12 protein-coding genes are annotated in these 20,299 nt (G+C 48.0%); 8 read left to right on the plus strand and 4 right to left on the minus strand.

All coding sequences use genetic code 11. From position 1 onward, the window contains the following. The first annotated feature begins 117 nt into the window (after window positions 1-117). The 8 genes from F3J22_RS18720 (at window position 118) to F3J22_RS18755 (ending at window position 13,253) form a co-directional block, all read left to right on the plus strand. Window positions 118-3,072, plus strand: a complete 2,955-nt coding sequence (locus F3J22_RS18720; RefSeq protein WP_167019466.1) for a TonB-dependent receptor — start codon at window positions 118-120, stop codon at window positions 3,070-3,072. 17 nt (window positions 3,073-3,089) lie between these two features. Then, a complete protein-coding gene (locus tag F3J22_RS18725) occupies window positions 3,090-4,715 on the plus strand; it encodes a RagB/SusD family nutrient uptake outer membrane protein (protein WP_167019467.1) in 1,626 nt (541 codons plus the stop codon). 12 nt (window positions 4,716-4,727) lie between these two features. Next, the gene (locus tag F3J22_RS18730) at window positions 4,728-6,959 is read left to right on the plus strand and encodes a glycosyl hydrolase family 28 protein (RefSeq protein WP_167019468.1); all 2,232 of its coding nucleotides are present in this window, start codon (window positions 4,728-4,730) and stop codon (window positions 6,957-6,959) included. Next, a complete protein-coding gene (locus tag F3J22_RS18735; protein ID WP_167019469.1) occupies window positions 6,949-8,121 on the plus strand; it encodes a glycoside hydrolase family 105 protein in 1,173 nt (390 codons plus the stop codon). Before F3J22_RS18730 ends, F3J22_RS18735 begins: the two co-directional genes overlap by 11 nt. Window positions 8,122-8,135: 14 nt before the next feature. Next, the gene (locus F3J22_RS18740) at window positions 8,136-9,593 is read left to right on the plus strand and encodes a tagaturonate reductase (RefSeq protein ID WP_167019470.1); all 1,458 of its coding nucleotides are present in this window, start codon (window positions 8,136-8,138) and stop codon (window positions 9,591-9,593) included. 3 nt (window positions 9,594-9,596) lie between these two features. Next, a complete protein-coding gene (locus F3J22_RS18745) occupies window positions 9,597-11,252 on the plus strand; it encodes a UxaA family hydrolase (protein WP_167019471.1) in 1,656 nt (551 codons plus the stop codon). 18 nt (window positions 11,253-11,270) lie between these two features. Beyond that, window positions 11,271-12,674 carry a glucuronate isomerase gene (gene uxaC, locus F3J22_RS18750; protein ID WP_167019472.1) on the plus strand — a complete coding sequence of 468 codons (1,404 nt, stop codon included), beginning with the start codon at window positions 11,271-11,273 and terminating at the stop codon, window positions 12,672-12,674. 159 nt (window positions 12,675-12,833) lie between these two features. Beyond that, on the plus strand, window positions 12,834-13,253 hold the full coding sequence (locus F3J22_RS18755; RefSeq protein WP_167019473.1) for a tautomerase: 420 nt from the start codon (window positions 12,834-12,836) through the stop codon (window positions 13,251-13,253). A gap of 59 nt (window positions 13,254-13,312) precedes the next feature. Here F3J22_RS18755 and F3J22_RS18760 read toward each other — a convergent pair whose 3' ends face one another. The 4 genes from F3J22_RS18760 to F3J22_RS18775 are packed head-to-tail and all read right to left on the minus strand — an operon-like array spanning window position 13,313 to window position 20,168. Beyond that, window positions 13,313-14,485 carry a TlpA disulfide reductase family protein gene (locus tag F3J22_RS18760; RefSeq protein ID WP_167019474.1) on the minus strand — a complete coding sequence of 391 codons (1,173 nt, stop codon included), beginning with the start codon at window positions 14,483-14,485 and terminating at the stop codon, window positions 13,313-13,315. A gap of 13 nt (window positions 14,486-14,498) precedes the next feature. Then, window positions 14,499-15,737: a TlpA disulfide reductase family protein gene (locus F3J22_RS18765; protein ID WP_167019475.1), complete on the minus strand. Its 1,239-nt coding sequence runs from the start codon at window positions 15,735-15,737 to the stop codon at window positions 14,499-14,501. Between the two features lie 25 nt (window positions 15,738-15,762). Next, a complete protein-coding gene (locus tag F3J22_RS18770; protein WP_167019476.1) occupies window positions 15,763-17,103 on the minus strand; it encodes a RagB/SusD family nutrient uptake outer membrane protein in 1,341 nt (446 codons plus the stop codon). Between the two features lie 11 nt (window positions 17,104-17,114). Then, window positions 17,115-20,168 (minus strand): SusC/RagA family TonB-linked outer membrane protein, encoded by a 3,054-nt coding sequence (locus F3J22_RS18775; protein WP_167019477.1) that lies wholly within the window; start codon window positions 20,166-20,168, stop codon window positions 17,115-17,117. Between the last annotated feature and the right edge of the window lie 131 nt (window positions 20,169-20,299).

Genomic DNA, 20,299 nt, shown 5'->3' on the forward strand with positions numbered 1-20,299 from the left:
GCTAAAGTCAGTCATAGTATAGTTTAGACGAGATATATCAACCACGTTGTCAACTAAATCGCGCGTATAAAAATTTTTGCTAAAACTCATTTGCCAATAAATTTCACGAATTACGTTATGAAAAAATTTAGCCTGATCTGCTTTGTACTGTGCTGTATCACCAGCTGGGCCATGGCTCAGTCGCGGACCTTAAAAGGGAAAGTGACGGATGCCACCACCGGTGAAGCATTGCCAATGGTAAGCGTGCAGGTGAAAGGAACGAGTACGGGTACTCAGACAGACCCCTCTGGTAACTTCACCCTGCAATTGCCAGATGGGAAAACCGAATTATTATTTACCTACCTGGGCTATGCCACGCAAACATTGCCGGCAACACCAGGTGTAATGAACGTAAAACTGGAACAAAGTAATAAAAAACTGGATGAAGTTATAGTGGTAGGGTACGGCGCCGTTAAAAAGCGTGACCTTACCGGATCTGTTGTTTCCATCAAATCGGAGGAGCTGCGTAAAGTGCCTTCCACCAACGTGATGGAATCGGTTCAGGGTAAGCTGCCCGGTGTGGATATCACCCGGTCTTCAGGTTCAGCAGGTGCAAAGGTAAATGTGACAGTACGCGGTAACAGGTCTATCTCCGCCGGGAACGGCCCGCTCTACATCGTAGACGGTGTGCAGTATGAATCCATAGAAGATATCAACCCGAATGATATCCAGTCTATGGAAGTGCTGAAAGATGCTTCTTCTACCGCCATCTATGGTTCCCGTGGTGCAAACGGTGTCATCATGGTTACCACCAAACGTGGTAATGCCGGCAAGCCCCAGTTGAATGTCAGCTCCTATGCCGGCGTTTCACAGGTAAATGGCTACCCGGATATGATGAACGGCCAGCAATATGTTGCCCTTAAAAGAGAAGCGAACAGGACCATCGGCAGATGGAACAGCATCGCCGATGACAGCAAAATATTTAATTCCTACGAATTAAATGATATTCAGAATAATATCTGGACTAACTATGCTGATCTGCTGATCCACGACGGCTTACAGCAGGATTACCAGGCCAGCGTGGCAGGTGGTTCTGATAAAACAAAAGTCTATTTCTCTTTCGACTACTTCAACGAAAAAGGTATCCTGAAACTGGATGATCTCAAACGCTATTCTACCCGTCTTAATATTGATCAGACGATCAATGATGCCATCAAGGTAGGCGTGCAGAGTCAGATCACCTATTATAACCAGGGACAGCGCCGCGACCCGATGAACCAGGCCAATAAATACCTGCCGCTGGGAAGTGCTTTCGACTCTACCGGCAAGCTGGTATTATATCCTAATGCCTATTCTGCTATCAACCCATTGGCCGACGAACAGCCGAATGCCTACGAAGATAACACCCGTACTACCCGCGCACTGGCAAATGCCTACCTGGAAATACGCCCGGTAAAAGGCCTGATGCTACGTTCCAACTTAGGTGTGATCCTGGAGAGTAGCCGTGAGGGCGTGTTTATGAGCCAGAACTCTATCGCCCGCTCCACCGCTACCGGTAGCCGTGCCCAATCTATCAGTGCCAACCGCCGCTATCTCAGCTGGGAAAATGTGGCCAACTACGCCAAATCCTTTGGCGGCCATAACTTCGACGTAACCGCCGTAACAAGTTTACTCACTGATCAGCGCGACAGCAGCATGATGCAGGGCGACGGACAGCTCCTGCCAAGTCAGCTCTATCACGCCATGCAGAACAACGTGAGCGGTATCGCCATCCGCAGCGCCTACCAGCAAAATAAACTGATCTCCTTCTCAGGCAGATTAAACTATAATTACAGAGGCAAATATCTACTCTCATTTACCGGAAGGTCCGACGGTTCCTCCAAACTGAGCCCCGGCAACAAATGGGCGTTCTTCCCTTCAGGAGCGGCAGCATGGCGCGTGATCGATGAAAACTTCATGAAAGGACAAAACACCTTCTCCGACCTGAAAGTGCGCTTTAGCTATGGTATCGCCGGTAACGACGCGGTAGCCCCTTATTCTACCGTAAGTAATCTTTCCAAAATACCTTTCTCCTGGGACGACACCAACGCGGCCATTGCCTATGGTATCGACTCCCGCGCAGGTAATCTCAACCTGAAATGGGAACTCTCCGCTACCAAAAATCTCGGTATCGATTTCGGATTACTGCAAAACAGGATCTCCGCCAGCATCGATATTTATGATACAAAAACAAGTGACCTGCTGCTGCAACGCACACTGCCTACTTCTTCGGGTAACAGCTCCGTGATGCAGAATGTCGGAAAAACGAGGAACAGAGGGATAGAAATCGCAATTAATACAACCAATATTTCCACCGCAGCCTTCAGGTGGACTTCCAATATCGTTTTCTCCCGCAATAAAGAGGAAATCGTAGCCCTGGCGGATGGCAGTACCAACGACGTTGCCAGCGGATGGTTTATCGGCTCTCCGGTGAAAGTGTACTATGATTATCAGAAAACCGGTATCTGGCAAACCAGTGAAGCTGACCTCGCCGCCAAATTCGGTTACAAACCAGGTGATATTAAAGTGAAAGACCAGGATGGTAACGGTGTTATCAATACCTCCGACAGGGTCATTATCGGTGCACAGGTGCCTAAATGGAGCGGTGGACTGAACAATGACTTCAAATACAAAAATTTCGACCTTAACATCTACGTATATGCACGTATAGGCCAGTGGATCAATTCCGAATATGCTGCGAAATATGATCCGCAGGCCCTGGAAAATAGTGCGCCGCTCAACTACTGGACTCCGGAAAATCCAACCAACGATTATCCACGTCCTAATGCTAGTCTGAGCAAAAGCGGAACACCATTTATCACCACACTGGGTTATAAAGACGGTTCTTTTGTGAAGATCCGCAATATCTCCCTGGGCTATACTTTCTCACCATCCGTGCTGAAATCTTTACACCTCAGCAATCTGCGTGTATACGTAACCGGTAAGAACCTGTTTACGTTCAGCAAAGTGAAGGATTATGATCCGGAAAGAGGCGGAGACCTGAGCAACCCATTGACAAAAATGTACGTAGCAGGATTAAACGTAGCGTTTTAATTTCTTAATCAGCAATTATGAAAAGGTTTAATAAATATATTATCATGGCGGCGCTGGCAGGTTCTCTTGCCGCCTGCAACAAACAACTGACGGAATACAATCCAGGCGGTACCACCACTGATGCGGTATTTTCCACCCCGGAAGGTTTTGAGTCGCTCGTAAATGCCGCATACACCTATAACCGCTGGTGGTACGGTAAAGAAGAAGGTTACCAGCTGTCTGAAATGGGTACTGATATCTGGACCAGCGGTACCGGTGATAAATATCCTGATATAACGAACTATAATAACCTGCAAGCCAGCAACGCTGTCATGAGTGGCCTCTGGAAGCAGTTGTACGCCGCCGTAAACCTCTGTAATGCCGGCCTGGGAAGGATCGACAAAGCAGGACTTACGGAGGATAAAAAGAAAGTGCGCTCCGCAGAACTACACTTCCTCCGTGCCTTCTACTACTGGCACATCGTGGAAACCTGGGGAGGCGTGCATTTTACGCTCGAGGAAACCAAAGGTGTTGTAACCACTGCCAACAGAACACCCGTAGATACTTTCTACGCGCAGATCTTCCGCGACCTGGATTATGCCGTAGCTAACCTGCCCACTACCACCACCGATTACGGTCGCGTTACCAAGCCGGCAGCAGAAGCCTTCGAAGCAAGAATGTACCTTACCCGCGGCAAAAACCAGGAAGCGGCAGACCTGGCAGATAAAGTGATTACCAGCTATGGTTTCGCCTTACAGGCCAAATATGCGGACCTCTGGCGCATGGATAACCTGGTCAACAAGGAAGTCATCTGGGCGGTGAATTACATGAAGAACCTCGTGTTTGATGATCGCCTCGATGCAACCCTGTTCCCGAACGGGCACTCCCGTGGCGCCAACAACGGCCACCTGATGTTTTGCATGAAATATGATGACCAGAAAGGCATGACACGCGATATCGCCAATATGCGACCATTTAACCGTTACATGCCTACGCTGTTCCTGATAAACCTCTTCAATGAGAATGCAGATTCCAGGTTCGATGCTTCTTTCAAACAGGTCTGGTTTTGTAACAACCCGACTGGTAGCCTGAAACTCGGCGATACTGCCGTATACTGCAGCAAATACCCGCTACCGGCTACTACAAAATATACCCTCTACGACCGCAATGCCGTATATGCTGCCGATGGTGCCGGAAAAGATCGTACACATTATATCTCCCTGAAAAAATTTGATGATCCTACCCGCGCTACCATGAACGAAGAAGAAAGTGCGAGAGATGCCTTTATCATCCGACTGGCAGAGATGTACCTGATAGCGGCAGAAGCACAGTTTAAACTGGGCAACAGCGCCAAAGCGGCAGACTATATCAACGTGATCCGCAAACGTGCAGCCATCCCCGGTAAAGAAGCAGATATGGTTATCAATGCATCAAATATCAGCCTCGACTTCATCCTCGATGAAAGAGCCAGGGAGCTGTCCGGCGAACAATTACGCTGGTTCGATCTCAAACGTACCAACAAGCTGGGCGACAGGATCAATACCTACAACCCGGATGCAGCGAAGTTCTTCCAGTCTTACCATACCGTAAGACCTATCCCGCAGGACCAGATCGACGCCGTTACCAACAAGGATACCTTTAAGCAGAACGAAAAATATAACTAGGAGACCAACGCTATGAAATTATTACAGATTTTACTGATATCGCTGATAGGGCTGATGCCAACGGCCTCCAAACCGACTATCTTCCTCATTGGAGATAGTACCATGGCCAACAAACCGCTCGAAGACAATCCGGAAAGAGGCTGGGGACAACTCTTTCCTAAATTCTTCGAAGACGGAACGGATATACGCAACTTCGCGGTGAATGGCAGAAGTACCAAAAGCTTTATCGATGAACACCGCTGGGATACCGTATTGTCGCAGCTGAAAAGTGGCGACTATGTATTCATACAGTTTGGCCACAACGACGCCAAGAAAGAAGATAGCACCCGCTTTGCAGCTCCATTCGGCGCCTATAAAACAAACCTGGAGCGCTTCGTGAAAGAAGCCCGCGCCAAAGGCGCCATCCCGGTGCTGATCACGCCGGTGACACGCCGCAAGTTTGAAAAAGGCCAGCTGGTAGATACCCACGGCGACTACCCGGTGGTAGTACGTAACGTAGCGAAAGCCATGAGCGTGCCGCTGATAGACCTGCAGAAAAGTAGCTTCGACATGGTAAACGCCATGGGCGATTCCGCTTCCGTAAAAATGTATAAAACAATTCCTGCCGGTCATTACAAATCATTACCGGAAGGTTTTAAAGATAATACCCACTTCACCGAATACGGCGCTACTAAAATCGCCGCGCTGGTAGCTGGTGCAATCACCGACCTGAAACTGCCACTGACGGCTTATCTGCGTAAGACACCATTCCAGGGCAAATATGCCTGGCAGCTGCCGGTGATCTATGTGCCTCACTTCAGACTCGATACCTTCGATATACGCAAATTCGGTGCTAAAGCAGACGGCTATACGCTGAATTCAACAGCCATCAACGACGCCATCAACGCCTGCAGCAACAAAGGCGGTGGTGTAGTTTTAGTGCCTGCCGGCTTATGGGTAAGCGGTCCGATCGTATTAAAAAGTAATGTTAACCTGCACCTCGAAGCCAATGCTGTATTGCAGTTTGCCACCGATTTTGACCAGTACCCGCTGGTGGCTACCACCTACGAAGGCGTGGCCGCTATGCGTTGCCAGGCGCCGGTTTCTGCAGTAAGTCAGGAAAATATCGCTATCACCGGTAAAGGTATTATCGATGGAGGCGGCGACGCATGGCGCATTGTGAAAAAAGATAAACAAACCGAAGGACAGTGGAAAAACCTCGTACGCAGTGGCGGCATGTTAGGCCCCGACAGTGTTACCTGGTATCCATCTGAATTATCTTACCAGGGTGCACAAACTAAATCACCCGGCGTGATCACACCGGGCAGCCAGCCTGCTGATTTCGCAGCCATCAAAGATTTCCTGCGTCCGAACATGGTGAGCATCAGTCTTTGTAAAGGTGTGCTGCTGGAAGGTGTTACTTTCCAGAACTCCCCGGCATGGTGCCTGCACCCGCTGTTATGTGAAAATATCACCTTACGCGGCATCTACGCCAAAAACCCTTGGTATGCGCAAAATGGTGATGGGGTAGACCTGGAATCATGCAGCTACGGCCAGATACAGGATTGCACTTTCGATGTAGGCGATGATGGTATCTGTATTAAATCCGGTCGTGATGAACAGGGCAGAAAGAGAGGTAAGCCTACAGAAAATCTCATCGTGAACAATTGCACCGTATACCATGCGCACGGCGGATTTGTAATTGGTAGTGAGATGTCTGGCGGAGCCAAAAATATCTACGTATGGGATTGTTCTTTCCTCGGTACCGACATCGGCCTGCGTTTTAAAACAACCAGAGGCAGAGGTGGTGTAGTGGAAGATATCTATGTAGCACGTATTAACATGAAAGATATTCCGGCAGAAGCCATTCTGTTCGATATGTATTATGCTGCCAAAGACCCGGTGCCTTTGCCTGGCGAAAAAAGAAATGGTCCGAAAATTGAATCGCAGCCGGTAACGGAGGCTACTCCTGTGTTCCGTAATTTTTATATAGAAGATATTGTTTGCCAGAGCGCGAAGAAAGCAGTGTTTATCCGTGGTTTACCGGAGATGCCTATCAGCAATATCAACATGCGCAATATGACAATACAGGCAGAAGAAGGTATCAGCTGCCTGGAAGCCAGTGGTATTCACTTCTCTAACGTATACGTACATACGAGTGCGGGAAAAGAAGCACTGGTTAAACGTAATGCCAACGATATCACCTTCGATAACTGCCGTTATCGTGATGCGAAACAAAAAAGCAATGAGGATCATGCGTTCTAAAGTTAAACTGATAGCTGCAGTCTTATCACTGCAATCGATGTATGCCTGCGCCCAGAGCGGTGCGGCAGGAATGGCGGCCACCTGTATGCGGATATGGAAAGACTCCCTTTCTGTAACGCCCGGTGTACCGGTTAGATGGAGCTATGATGAAGGCGTAGTGCTGGAAGGCTTTACAGGCCTGTACAAACGTACCAGCGACCCAAAATACATGGCTTATATCAAAAAGAGCATGGACCTGTTTGTTGATGAATCGGGACATATCCGTACCTACAAACTGCAGGATTACAATATCGATAATGTGAAGAATGGCCGTGTGCTGCTCACCCTCTACAAAGAAACTAAAGATCCTAAATATAAGCTGGCAGCGGATCAGCTCCGCGAGCAGCTGCGTGGGCAACCACGTACACACGACGGGGGCTTCTGGCATAAACAGCGCTACCCCTGGCAAATGTGGCTGGACGGACTCTATATGGGCGAACCGTTTTACGCGGAATATGCGGCCATGACAGGGGAGAACAGCGCTTTTGATGATATCACCCGCCAGTTTGTACTGATGGAACAACATGCCCGCGATGCAAAAACGGGGCTGCTCTATCACGGCTGGGACGAATCCCGCGAGCAGAAATGGGCGGATAAATCGACCGGACAATCACCCAACTTCTGGGGCCGCGCCATGGGATGGTATGCCATGGCACTGGTAGATGCACTGGAATATTACCCTAAAAATCATCCGGGAAGAGATAGCCTGATACAGATATTGAAACGTACAGCCGTTGCCGTTAAAACATACCAGGACCCCGCCACCGGCTGCTGGTTCCAGGTGCTCGACAAAAAAGATGGTAAAGGGAATTATGTAGAGTCTTCCGGGTCCTGCATGTTCGTATATGCGCTGGCGAAAGGAGTGAGGTTAGGATACCTGCCTGATTCGTATAAGGCAGTCGTGAAAAAAGGGTATAGTGGTATTCAGCAACAGTTTATTCATAAAAACCCGGAAGGGGACCTGCGGCTCTCCGGTACGGTAAGTGTAGCCGGACTGGGAGGAAACCCTTACCGTGATGGCAGCTATGAATACTATCTCAGCGAGAAGGTAATCGACAACGATGCCAAAGGAGTAGGAGCCTATATCCTTGCCTCCAATGAAGTGGAATTAATGCGCAAATAGCAAAAAGAACGATCATGAAATTATCCAAAGGACTGTTGGCTGACTTACGCCTTCAGCCTGAGTTACAGGTGCCTGACGCAGCATTGCTGGCACTCCCCGAAAAAGTATTGCAGTTTGGTACAGGTGTATTGCTGCGTGGTCTGCCGGATTTTTTTATCGACAAAGCCAATAAACAGGGCCTGTTCAACGGCAGGGTAGTAGTTATAAAATCTACATCTAAAGGAGATACCGGTGGTTTTGAAAAACAGGACAACCTCTATACGCAGTGTATCCGTGGTATAGACGGTGGCAGAAAAGTATCGGAGGATATCATCAATGCAAGTATCAGCCGCGTACTCACGGCCACCACACAATGGGAAGAGGTCCTGTCTTGCGCTACCAGCAAGGATATGCAGCTGGTCATCTCCAATACTACTGAAGTAGGGATTGCATACGTGGAAGAATCTATTCATAATAATCCACCGGCATCATATCCCGGTAAGCTACTCGCTTTTCTCTACAGGCGTTACCAGCATTTTAATGGTAGCGAAGAAAGTGGTATGGTGATCGTTCCGGCAGAACTGATCGTCGACAACGGCACGCTGCTGAAAGCGACAATATTGCAACTGGCAGCCTATAACCAGCTGCCCACGGACTTTATCACCTGGCTGGAACAGCATAACTATTTCTGTAACTCTTTGGTAGATAGTATCATTCCTGGTGCTGCCAATATTGATACCGGCTATGAAGATGAGCTGCTGATCATGACGGAAGTTTACCGCCTCTGGGCGATTGAAACTGACAGTCCGCGTGTGAAGGAAGTATTATCTTTTGCTGGTGCAGATGCCGGTGTTGTACTTGCTCCTGATATCAACGTTTTCCGGGAGCTGAAACTGCGCCTGCTGAATGGGGCGCATACACTGAGCTGTGGCCTTGCTCATCTGGCAGGCATCGATACGGTGAAGGCCGCTATGGCAAACGATTCCATGGCTGCATACATAGAGGGTGTTATGCTGCACGAAATAGTGACCGCTATAACAGACAAGCATATACGTCATGATGCGGCGGTACGCTTTGCGGTAGCTGTGCTCGATCGTTTCCGTAATCCGTATATAGAGCATAAATGGGTGAGCATCTGTGCCAACTATACCAGCAAACTAAAAGCAAGGGTGGTGCCGGCACTGTTACAGTACCAGCAACATACTGATCATGTACCTGCGCTGATGGCATTAGGTTTTGCTGCCCACCTGTTATTTATGAAATCGCCTGCGGCAGATGATCCGTTTGCTGCTTACTACGCAGATTTATGGACACAGCATCCTGCAGAGACAGTAGCAGAGAAGAGCCTGTCTGATAGCAATGTATGGGGAACCAACCTGAACACAGCGGTACCCGGGCTCACAAAAACAGTTACCAACATGCTGCTGGCATTACAGCGGGAAGGTGTAAACGCCTATCTGGAAAGAGTAGCCGCAGAGATAATCATATCATAGCAAATGAAGCACACAGTTTTAAAAGTACATCCTGCCGATAATGTGATCGTAGCACTGAAAGACCTGGAAGCCGGTACCAGTATATCGTATAACGGTACTGAATACACGCTGAAGGAACGTATCGCAGCCAAACATAAATTTACTGCCACCGACCTACGTGCAGGTGATGCCATTACCATGTATGGCGTACTCGTAGGCCGCGCCAATACAGATATCCCTGTTGGTATGCGTATCAGCACCACCAACGTACACCATGCTGCCAACGGCTATTCTTTATCGCCGGAAAGGAGGACTGCATGGCATCAGCCAGCGGTAGCGCAATTCCAGGACCGCACCTTCAACGGCTTCCATCGCGCAGATGGCAGCGTAGGTACGGCCAACTACTGGCTGGTGATTCCCATGGTATTCTGTGAAAACAGGAATGTGGAAGTACTGAAAGTCGCCATGCTGAAAGAACTGGGCTATGCCAAACCTGATAAATATGCCGGCTTCATGCAGCAGCTGATCGCGCAGCAGCAGGCAGGAAAAGGCACAGCCGCCATCCTCGAAACAACGTATACGGAGGCTGCTGCCCATGACAACAGCACTCGTATCTTCCCAAATATTGACGGTATAAAATTCCTCACGCATGAAGGCGGCTGCGGTGGTATCAGACAGGATGCACAAACGCTTTGCGGCCTCCTGGCAGGGTACATCACCCATTCCAACGTTGCCGGTGCTACGGTATTAAGTCTGGGCTGCCAGAATGCCCAGATCAGTATGTTGCAGGAAGAGATCGCAAAGCGTGATCCTGCCTTCGCAAAACCGCTATACATCCTTGATCAGCAACAAACCGGCACGGAATCCCTGCTGATCACCAACGCCATAAAACAAACCTTTGCAGGACTGATGCAGGCCAATGAAAACGGCCGTCAGCCTGCCCCGCTGAGTAAGCTGTGTATCGGCCTCGAATGCGGTGGTTCTGATGGCTTCTCCGGCATTTCTGCCAATCCTGCCATCGGCTATACCAGCGACCTGCTGGTAGCCCTGGGTGGATCGGTAATACTGGCGGAGTTTCCGGAGCTCTGTGGTGTGGAACAGGAAATGAGCGATCGTTGTGTAACCACCGGCGATGCCGACCGCTTTATTTCGCTGATGCGTACCTATGCACTGCGTGCAGAAGAAGCCGGATCAGGCTTCGATATGAACCCCAGTCCGGGGAATATCAAAGATGGCCTCATCACCGACGCCATCAAATCGGCCGGTGCCGCTAAAAAGGCGGGCACCTCTCCGGTGGCTGCCGTACTGGACTACCCCGAAAAGGTAACGAAGCCGGGGCTTAACCTCCTCTGCACGCCAGGCAACGACGTAGAGTCTACCACCGCAGAAGTAGGCAGCGGCGCCAATATCGTATTGTTTACCACTGGTCTGGGTACGCCTACCGGCAACCCTATTGCGCCGGTGCTGAAACTCAGCAGCAATACCAAACTATATCAGCATATGCCTGATATCATAGACATCAACACCGGTACTATTATCGATGGGGAAGAAACCATCGAAGCAGCCGGACAGCGTATACTCGACTACGTGATAGAAGTAGCCAGCGGAAATATCCAGGCGAAATCAGTAATCAATGGTCAGGATGATTTTATACCCTGGAAGCGTGGGGTTTCATTGTAATATAAATCAGAATCACAGATGAGAAAGAAGTTCCTGGATGAGAATTTCCTGCTAAATACCCGTACGGCAGAACAGCTGTACCATGATTTTGCCAGGGATATGCCGATAATAGATTACCATTGCCATCTGCCACCAGCACAGATTGCAGGGGATACCAGTTTTGCAAATATCACACAGGCATGGCTATACGGAGATCACTACAAGTGGCGCGCCATGCGTATCAACGGTGTACATGAAAGTTACTGCACCGGTGACCAGACGGACTACGACAAGTTTGAAAAATGGGCCGCCACCGTTCCCAAAACGCTGCGTAACCCGCTGTACCACTGGACGCACCTCGAGCTGCAACGCTACTTTGGTATCAACGACATATTAAATGCAGACAGCGCCCGCGCTATCTATGACCATAGCAGTGCTTTGCTGCAACAACCTTCCCACAGCGTGCGCAACCTCCTGCGCAGCCGTAATGTGAAAGTGGTTTGCACAACCGATGATCCTGCCGATGACCTGCAATATCATCAGCAGATGAAAGCGGAAAACCTGGATATACGTGTGTTTCCGGCCTTCCGCCCGGATGCCTCCATGAACGCCGATAACCCGGATAATTACAACCGCTACCTGGATAAACTGGCCGCAGCAGCGAATATCAGTATCCATACCTACGACGATTTGCTGCAGGCGTTGCAGTCGCGTCACGACTTCTTCGCCGCCAACGGCTGCACGGTTTCTGATCATGGTATTGAAGAAATCTACGCCGACGACTATACGGAAAGTGAAGTTCGTGCGATCTTCGGCAAAATCCGCTCCGGCAAAAATGCTACGTTTACGGAATTGCGTCAGCTCAAATCAGCACTGCTGTTCGAACTGGCCGTGATGGACTGGCGTACCGGCTGGGTACAGCAATATCACCTGGGTGCCCTGCGTAATAACAACTCCCGCATGATGCAGCAGCTGGGTCCCGATACCGGCTGGGATTCCATCGGCGATTTCAGTCAGGCCCGCGCATTGGCGCGCTTCCTCGACCGCCTGGATACCAAAGACCAGCTCACCAAAACCATTATCTATAACCTCAACCCGGCTGATAATGAACTGATGGCTACCATGACGGGCAATTTTAATGATGGTAGTATAGCCGGAAAGGTGCAATTCGGGGCCGCCTGGTGGTTTTTAGATCAGAAGGAGGGAATGACCCGCCAGATGAATGCGCTGTCAAATATGGGGCTGTTATCGCGCTTTGTGGGTATGCTGACAGATTCCCGCAGCTTCCTCTCGTATCCGCGTCATGAGTATTTCAGAAGATTGCTCTGTGATATGCTGGGAGAAGAAATGGAAAAAGGAGAAATACCGGATGATATCCAGCTCGTAGGAAATATGGTGCAGGATATCTGCTATAATAACGCCAAAACATACTTTGGCTGGTAAAGATTGTTTCTGTTACTTTTAGTTTTTGCGTTAAGCAGCCTCTACTCTGGAGGCTGCTTTTTTTTCGCCACGCAGGCCTTCCTGCGTCCTTTGCAGAAAAAAATCTGTTATGTTAAACAATCGCGATTCTGCCTGCGTTAACGCTCCTAAAAAATTGTTATGCCTTACCTTCAACTTGATGTAAACGGACACTATTCGCTGGATGTTAAACGCAGATGGGCTAAGCGTATGGGAGATACTTACGCGGAGATTATGACCACAGAAGTCAGTCGTATTACTGTAGCCTTGCGGGAACTGGGAGAAGGGGCTGTGTGGCGCTGTGGTAAAGCAGAACCGAGGCAGGTAGCTTTATTAATGTGTGATATTCGCCGTGGCCGCACTCCTGATCGCAGAGGCCGCCTGGCAAAGGCATTACTGGAAGTATGTACAGAAATGCTGAATTTACAGGCAGATAGCCTGAATATAGAATTTACGCAGCATAGTGGTGATGAAATGTACCATCCATTAATGGGAGGCTTTAGCGACGACTGGCGCGAAGATGAAATGGATACGCCTGATAATATCGAAAAAGCCGGATAATGAATTATCCGGCTTTTACAAATCACATTCATCGGGGGGATGATGATTAAAACCAACTTTTATTCCCCAAAGATTTTTTTCAGTTCTGCATTTAAGCCGTCACCGTTACCAACTTCCTTGAAGATTATTTTACCTGTTTTGTCAAGTAATAATTTGGTAGGAAAACCGGTTACTGCATATTTTGATACGACATCGTTTTTTGCTTTGTCATAGTTGTTTAATACATGTAACCAGGGAAGTCCGTCCTTTTTTACGGCCTCTTTCCAGTGTTCTACGGCTTCTTTCAGGTCACTGGCTTTTTCATCTGCAACAGATATTACTTCAAAACCTTTGGCGTGATATTTTGCATATAATTCTTTCAGATGTGGATTGCCTGCCCTGCAAGGCCCGCACCAGCTTCCCCAGAAATCAACCAGTACATATTGGCCTTTTAAAGAACTCAGGGATAATGGTTTACCATTAATATCCTGTTTGGTGAAATCAGGGGCTTTAGAGCCTACAGTGGTCATTTTTGTCCCCTGGATTTTATCCGCAATGTACTTACCCATGGCGGATTGCTGTAACGCAGGCGTCAGCTTTTTGTATGCTTTCTCATAATCTGCCAGCTCATAGTCTTCGTACATGCGTTGCAGTAATACCAGGCTGATATACGATGTAGGATTGTCCGCTATAAACTTCTTATGAATAGCAGTAATGGCATCAGCTGCTGCCTGTGCTTCTTTCAGCAGTGGCTTACGCTCATTGCTGTCTGCCGGCGCGCGGAAGGCAGCTGCTTTTTTGCGCAGCTCCCAGGCTTTGGCGGTGTATGGCAGCGTTTTCTCTTTCAGCTTATTATATTCATCGTTGAGTTTGTCGCCGGTTACCTTTGCATTGTAGATCTCCGATACATCCCCAACAATGGTAACTGGTTTGTCGCTGATGAAGAAATCCAGGCCCGGACCCGGCATGAACATGCCTCCTTTTGAATATTCATATTTGGCGGAAGGACTCGAAGAAGAGATCATGACGAGCGCAGGTCCTTTACCAGCATATTCCCCACTAAACTCAAAATGATCACCCTGGTGAACTTTGGCCGTATCTGTTTTACGATCCATACCCACTAAAACGCCGGTATAGAGCCTATAATCTCCTTGTCCTTTAAGGTCGGCAGTAAACTTGTACTGCGTGGTCTGTGCTTTGGCAAAGCCAGCCAGCAGTAAACCGCCGGCCAGCATAATGCTAAATTGTTTCATGGTTGGTGTTTGATTAAAAGCTTGTCATTGGGATAGAAGTCGCTTTCTTAGGTGCCCCTGCTTTGGTACCTTTTTCCAGAACTTCTTTCACTTTCACCGCAGTTTCTTCAGAGAAGCCGGTATATCTGTCCAGAATTTTTCCTTCAGGGTCTACCAGGTACATGGTAGGGATACCGCTGAACTGGAATTCCTGCATAGTTTTATCTTTGTTGTCAGATAATAACTGCATCCATGGCATGTTTTCTTCGCTCATCGCTTTTACCCATGCTTTTTTATCAGTGTCGATAGAAATACTCGCTACTTCAAAGCCACGGTCTTTATAGGCACTGTAAAGTTCTTTTACGTGAGGAATTGCCTGTCTGCAAGGTCCGCACCAGCTGGCCCAGAAGTCTACCAGCAGGTATTTGCCTTTGTATTGATCAAGCGATGCCAGTGAACCATCAGGAGTAGGATATTTCACGGAAGGCATTGGCTGACCTGTTTTCAGCTTCATTGCCTGCTTCATATTGTAGATAATGGTTTCTTTCAGCTGTTTAGCTTCTGTTAACCATGGATATTTCACCATCAGTACTTCCAGCAGCTTCATCGCTTTGTCGTATTTTTCACCGGCTTCAGTACCAGCCATGCCGCGGATGGCATAGATCAATACCGGCCTGTCCTGGTAAGCCCGTTGCAGCACTTCCTGGCGCTGGTTATAATCTTCATTGAAAGGACTATACACTTTTCGTGTATCCATGTATTTCTGCCATGCACTGCTATCACCGGCTTTCTTTGCATAGTATTGCATGTTGTACTCGTCCACAGAACGACGGTAGCCTAATTCATTGTTGAGTACCGCCAGGTTGATGAAGTTGTTGTCGTAAGATCCCTCTACATAGTTATAGTGCGGGATTTTAACTTTATATTTCGCGGTATCATAACCACGCAGTTCCATTTTAACATCGGCATCACTCCAGAAGCTTGCACGGTCCCAATGGAAGGCATCTACTGTATATACGCCCTGGTGGTCTTGCTTCAGGTTGAATTTAAAGGTGTTGTCTGCACCCAGCAGGCAGGAATCTACTGCTACCGGCTTGCCGGACAGCGATTCTTTCATCAGCCATACTTTATGCTCCTGGTTCTTAGGATCGGTGAATTGAACGGTACCCTTTACGGTAATAGCTTTTATTACCTTGTTCTGCTGTGCCTGTACTGCCAGTGAGGTTACTGACAATGCCAGCGGCATCCACATTTTATAAACTGCTCTTTTCATTGGTGGTATGTTGTTTGTTTTTTATTTATTTAGTGTAATCCGGGTTCTGGTCAAGGTTTGGATTAGTGAAGATTTCCCTGCCAGGAATCGGTAATAGTGCATGTGTAACTGGTTGCCCGAAAGACTGCAGCCATGCGTCACGTTTTCCAAAACGTTGCATATCCTGCCAGCGTAACCTTTCTCCTACAAATTCTCTTCTGCGTTCCTGTTCTATCTCGCTTAAAAATGCGGCTGCATTGGCGAAATCTGACACCTGTCGCGTGCTGGCGTTACGTGCCGTTCTTAACTGGTTATACCAGGTTACGTTAATGGTTCCTTTCCGTGCAGTGGCTTCTGTGGCTATTAACAGCGCTTCAGGATAACGGCATATAGGGTAGGAATTGTTGTATTCCTGCGGAAATTTGGTGAGGAAATAAACGCTGTCTAATATGCTGCCTCCTTTGCTTCTCAGGAAGAAACCTCTTCTTACGTCATTCTTATCATAAGACTTTACCAAATTAGAATCTATCCAGCTATTACCATTTCCAGCTTTGGTGCTACCGGCATTTTTTCCCGGGCCGAAGTTGTATGCAAGACCATACTGATCACTGGAAGGTGATGTCATTTCGTTCAGGCGAAACAGTGATTCGGAAGTATTAGTACCTGATACGAAAATGTCGCCGAATTTATTTGTCAGGCTAAGTTTACCTGAATTGATTACCGCAGTAGCCATGCTCAGGGCTTCATCATTTCTGCCCTGGTTCAGGTAAATTCTTGCCAGTAGTAGCTGGGCTGCCTGTTTTGAAGCACTGGTGCCGATCGTATAATCGGGCAGCAGGTCTTTCGCTCTCAGCAGGTCTTTTTCTATCTGTGCGTTCACTGCGCCCAGCGAATCTCTGCGGGGGCGTGATCTTGGGTCTTCGCCTCCATACACCAGCACAACGCCGCCAAAATGCTCTGATAATAACATCCAGGAGTATGCTCTCAGGAAATAAGCCTCTCCAAGAGGGGTACGTATAGTGGAATCTCCAGGGTGGGCATCGCCAAAACGAATCGCCATATTAGCAGTAGCTATCGCCGTATACGGTGCCTTGTACATGAAAGTCAGGCCATTGTCTGTAGGCAAAACATTGTTGGCTTCCCAGGTAGGGTAGGCAATGGATTCCACATCGTCAGACATGATGTCCTGGTAACTGTAGTAGAGATAAAATGCATTGGTATTGGTGATGGCCAGCTTGATGCCATTTACGACCAGGGGCAGATTGCTGCTGCTGATCTTATCGAAGGAAATTTGTGTGTCCGGCGAAACGCTGTCCAGTTTGGCGCTGCAGGAAAACAACGATGTCAGGCCTGCTGCAAGAGATATATTTCTGAGTATATTTTTCATTAGTGAGATGATTAGAATGATAAATCAATACCTACAACTGCTGATCTCGGATTTGGCAGGTTAGTGCTCACAATCCCTGAATTGGCGGCTGCTTCCGGATCAAAGCCGATGTATTTGGTAATGGTAAACAGGTTCTGTGCAGATGCATATACACGCATGTTGGTGATCTTCGCTTTAGTCAGCAGTTTGTTCGGTACAGCGTAGCTCAGCATGATATTACGCATACGGATATACGACGCGTCATAAACAAATTGCGTGGAAGGGCGATAGTTCCAGTCAGAGGTTTTACCTGCGCCATGAGGGCCGGTGATAGCGCGTGGCACATCTGTCTTGTCATTCGGCTTTCTCCAGCGTTTATTCACGATGTCAAATTTGTTGATCATCTGACCTGTATAATCTACATCGTAGTTGCGCAGGTTCTGTTCATAGTAATCATACACTTTGTTGCCCACTACATAGTTGAAGAGTGCCTCCAGTGTAAAGTTTTTATATCCCAGTGTGACGGTGGTGCCGCCAATGAATTTAGGCATGGCAATAGGTACAGTGATCATGTCATTGGAATCCCATTTGCCATCTTTGTTCTGATCTTTATAGACCATATCGCCGGTCGCAGGGTCTACACCCAATGATTCATACACCTGTACGGAGCCTACAGACTGGCCTACTTTGGCTTTAGACATCGGCCCGCCAAAGATGTAGGTACCATAGTTGGTGAGGGAGTCTTTCAGCGACAGGATTTCATTTTTGTTGATGTTCAGGTTGGTAGATACCTTCCAGGTAAACTTGCCAGGTCTGCTGCCATAGCTCAGTTCCAGGTCAATGCCCTTGTTACGGATATTACCGATATTATCAGGAATAGCTGCTGCACCGAATACCCAGGAGACATCATTTTTGCTCATCAGCCCATCGGTGGTTTTATTGTAATAGTCGAAGGCGATATTTAACCTGTTTGCCAGGAAAGCCGCATCAATACCGGCATCTACCTGTTTGGTCCTTTCCCATTTTATTTCAGGATTACCGATGGTAGCATTAAGCTTCAATGCAGAAGTACCCATGTAGGAAGAGGCCAGCAACAGGTTTTGTGCATCCCAGTAGCCTACTGCACGCATGTTACCGCTGATACCATAGCTGGTGCGTAGTTTCAGCTGAGAAATCAACCTGCTGTCTCTAAGGAAGTTTTCACGGGCAAGGTCCCAGCCGCCGGAGATAGATGGGAACCAGCTGTAACGGTGATCTGACGCCAGTTTAGAAGAACCATCACGGCGGAGAGAAGCGTTCAGCATGTATTTGCCTTCCCAGTTTACACCACCGCGAAGGAATATCGCATCAGAAATTTCTTTGTTGGAAGTATTGTAACTGCCTATAGTACCTGTGCTGCCATAGGTAGCGGCCGCACCTGAGCCGGTGATACCGTCGATGATAGGAAAGCCCATCACATCATAGCCCAGGGTATTCAGTTCGTAGCTGTAAAAAGTATAACCCAATGTACCGTTTACATTCAGGTGCTTCATCTTTTTGTTATAGGAGAGATAGTTGTCGAAATTGTAAGACATGTTATCTGATCCTGAAAGCTTGGCCTGTCCTTTGTTAAAGGTGCCCAGGTAACTCAGCGGGGAGTAGAAGTCGCGGGCGAGCGAGTTGAGTTTAGTCAGATTGAAACCACTGTGAAATTGCAGGTCTTTCGTTAACGTCACATCGCCGCCCAACGAAGCCACATACTGGGTACTCTTGTTTTTATTTTTATTATCCAGCATAACCCCCAGTGGATTCTGCTGAGAACCTACGTAGTAGCCCAATGTGCCATCTGCATTATAGATAAGTCCTTCAGGTGTATCCGGGCGTACATTGAACGCTGATACGATAGGGTTGTTGATGCCTTTGGTAGTGCCCTGGGTGATGGTGAGGTCACCATTTAATTTCAACCAGCTGTTCACGATCTGGGTGAGACTCATTTTACCGGTATAGCGTTCGAAGTTGCCGGAACCCATCGCAGCATCTTCGCTGTAGTGGCCTAAAGACATATAATAGGAGTTCTTTTCTCCACCACCGCTCATGCTGGCTTGTATGTTGTTGATCTGTGCCTGCTTGTTTTTAATACGGTCTATCCAGTCGATGCTGCTGTTGCCCATTTTCAATGCATCTATCTGTCCCTGTAATTTTATCTTTTCATTGTTCAGCTGACTGATCTGGGCAGCGGTAAGGCCGGTAGGATCACTTAACTGCGTATTGATATCGCCGATGCGGTTAGTGCGTGCGTCGTCAAAAGCGCTTTTATACTCATCTGTAGTGAGCATGCGCCTGGAAGTAGGAACATAGTTTTTACCATCATAGGCATTGACACTAAAGGTAGGCTTGCTGTTCATCTTACCTTTTTTGGTGGAGATGATGATCACACCATTGGAGCCTCTGGCGCCGTAAATAGCCGCTGATGCTGCATCCTTGAGTACTTCAATACTCTCAATGTCCTGCGGATTGATGCTGTTGATATTGATGGCATTGTTTTCTACCACCAGTCCGTCTATTACCAGCAGCGGATTGGTGCTAAGCGCGCTAACGGATTGTGCACCGCGGATCTGCAGATTGGGTGATTGACCCGGAGTGCCGCTGGTTTGTGAAACAAGAAGTCCGGCAACGCGTCCCTGTAGTGCTTTTCCCACATCACTTACGATGTTTTTTTCGGAAGATAATGCCTGTGCGCCCACGGTAGATATAGCATTGGTAACCGTAGCCCTTTGTTGGGTACCATAACCTACCACAACAGTGCCTAACAATTCCATCGCCCTGATTTTCATAAAAACTGGACCTTTGCTGATCAGGCTGGCCTGTAGGATAACGTTCTCGAATCCAACGGAGGAAATCTGTATCTGCGCATTGGCAGGAACATTCAGTTCAAACTCACCATTTACATTCGTGGTGACACCTTTCAGTGTACCTATGACTTTTACGGTAGCTCCCGGAACGGGCTGACGGGTGAGAGAATCCTTTACGGTGCCCTTTAGCACCTGTTGTGCCGCTGCAGTGAAGCTGCTCGCACATAGTAGGGATAAAAATACTAGCTTTCTCATCTGATTAGTTGGTTGATTTTTATTATGGATACCACTAGCTGGAATAGGCTACCAAAGTACATTTACACTTGATAGTTTTATCTTTTTTTGGACGTCCGCCGATAAAAAATGTACAATCAGGATTCCTGAAG

It is taken from the genome of Chitinophaga sp. Cy-1792 (assembly GCF_011752935.1).
Classification (GTDB): Bacteria; Bacteroidota; Bacteroidia; order Chitinophagales; family Chitinophagaceae; genus Chitinophaga.

Excerpts from the sequence above, each read along its gene's own strand:
- F3J22_RS18720 (WP_167019466.1), top strand. The coding sequence starts at position 118 with ATGAAAAAATTTAGCCTGATCTGCTTTGTACTGTGCTGTATCACCAGC.
- F3J22_RS18725 (WP_167019467.1), top strand. The coding sequence starts at position 3,090 with ATGAAAAGGTTTAATAAATATATTATCATGGCGGCGCTGGCAGGTTCT.
- F3J22_RS18730 (WP_167019468.1), top strand. The coding sequence starts at position 4,728 with ATGAAATTATTACAGATTTTACTGATATCGCTGATAGGGCTGATGCCA.
- F3J22_RS18735 (WP_167019469.1), top strand. The coding sequence starts at position 6,949 with ATGCGTTCTAAAGTTAAACTGATAGCTGCAGTCTTATCACTGCAATCG.
- F3J22_RS18740 (WP_167019470.1), top strand. The coding sequence starts at position 8,136 with ATGAAATTATCCAAAGGACTGTTGGCTGACTTACGCCTTCAGCCTGAG.
- F3J22_RS18745 (WP_167019471.1), top strand. The coding sequence starts at position 9,597 with ATGAAGCACACAGTTTTAAAAGTACATCCTGCCGATAATGTGATCGTA.
- uxaC (WP_167019472.1), top strand. The coding sequence starts at position 11,271 with ATGAGAAAGAAGTTCCTGGATGAGAATTTCCTGCTAAATACCCGTACG.
- F3J22_RS18755 (WP_167019473.1), top strand. The coding sequence starts at position 12,834 with ATGCCTTACCTTCAACTTGATGTAAACGGACACTATTCGCTGGATGTT.
- F3J22_RS18760 (WP_167019474.1), bottom strand. The coding sequence starts at position 14,485 with ATGAAACAATTTAGCATTATGCTGGCCGGCGGTTTACTGCTGGCTGGC.
- F3J22_RS18765 (WP_167019475.1), bottom strand. The coding sequence starts at position 15,737 with ATGAAAAGAGCAGTTTATAAAATGTGGATGCCGCTGGCATTGTCAGTA.
- F3J22_RS18770 (WP_167019476.1), bottom strand. The coding sequence starts at position 17,103 with ATGAAAAATATACTCAGAAATATATCTCTTGCAGCAGGCCTGACATCG.
- F3J22_RS18775 (WP_167019477.1), bottom strand. The coding sequence starts at position 20,168 with ATGAGAAAGCTAGTATTTTTATCCCTACTATGTGCGAGCAGCTTCACT.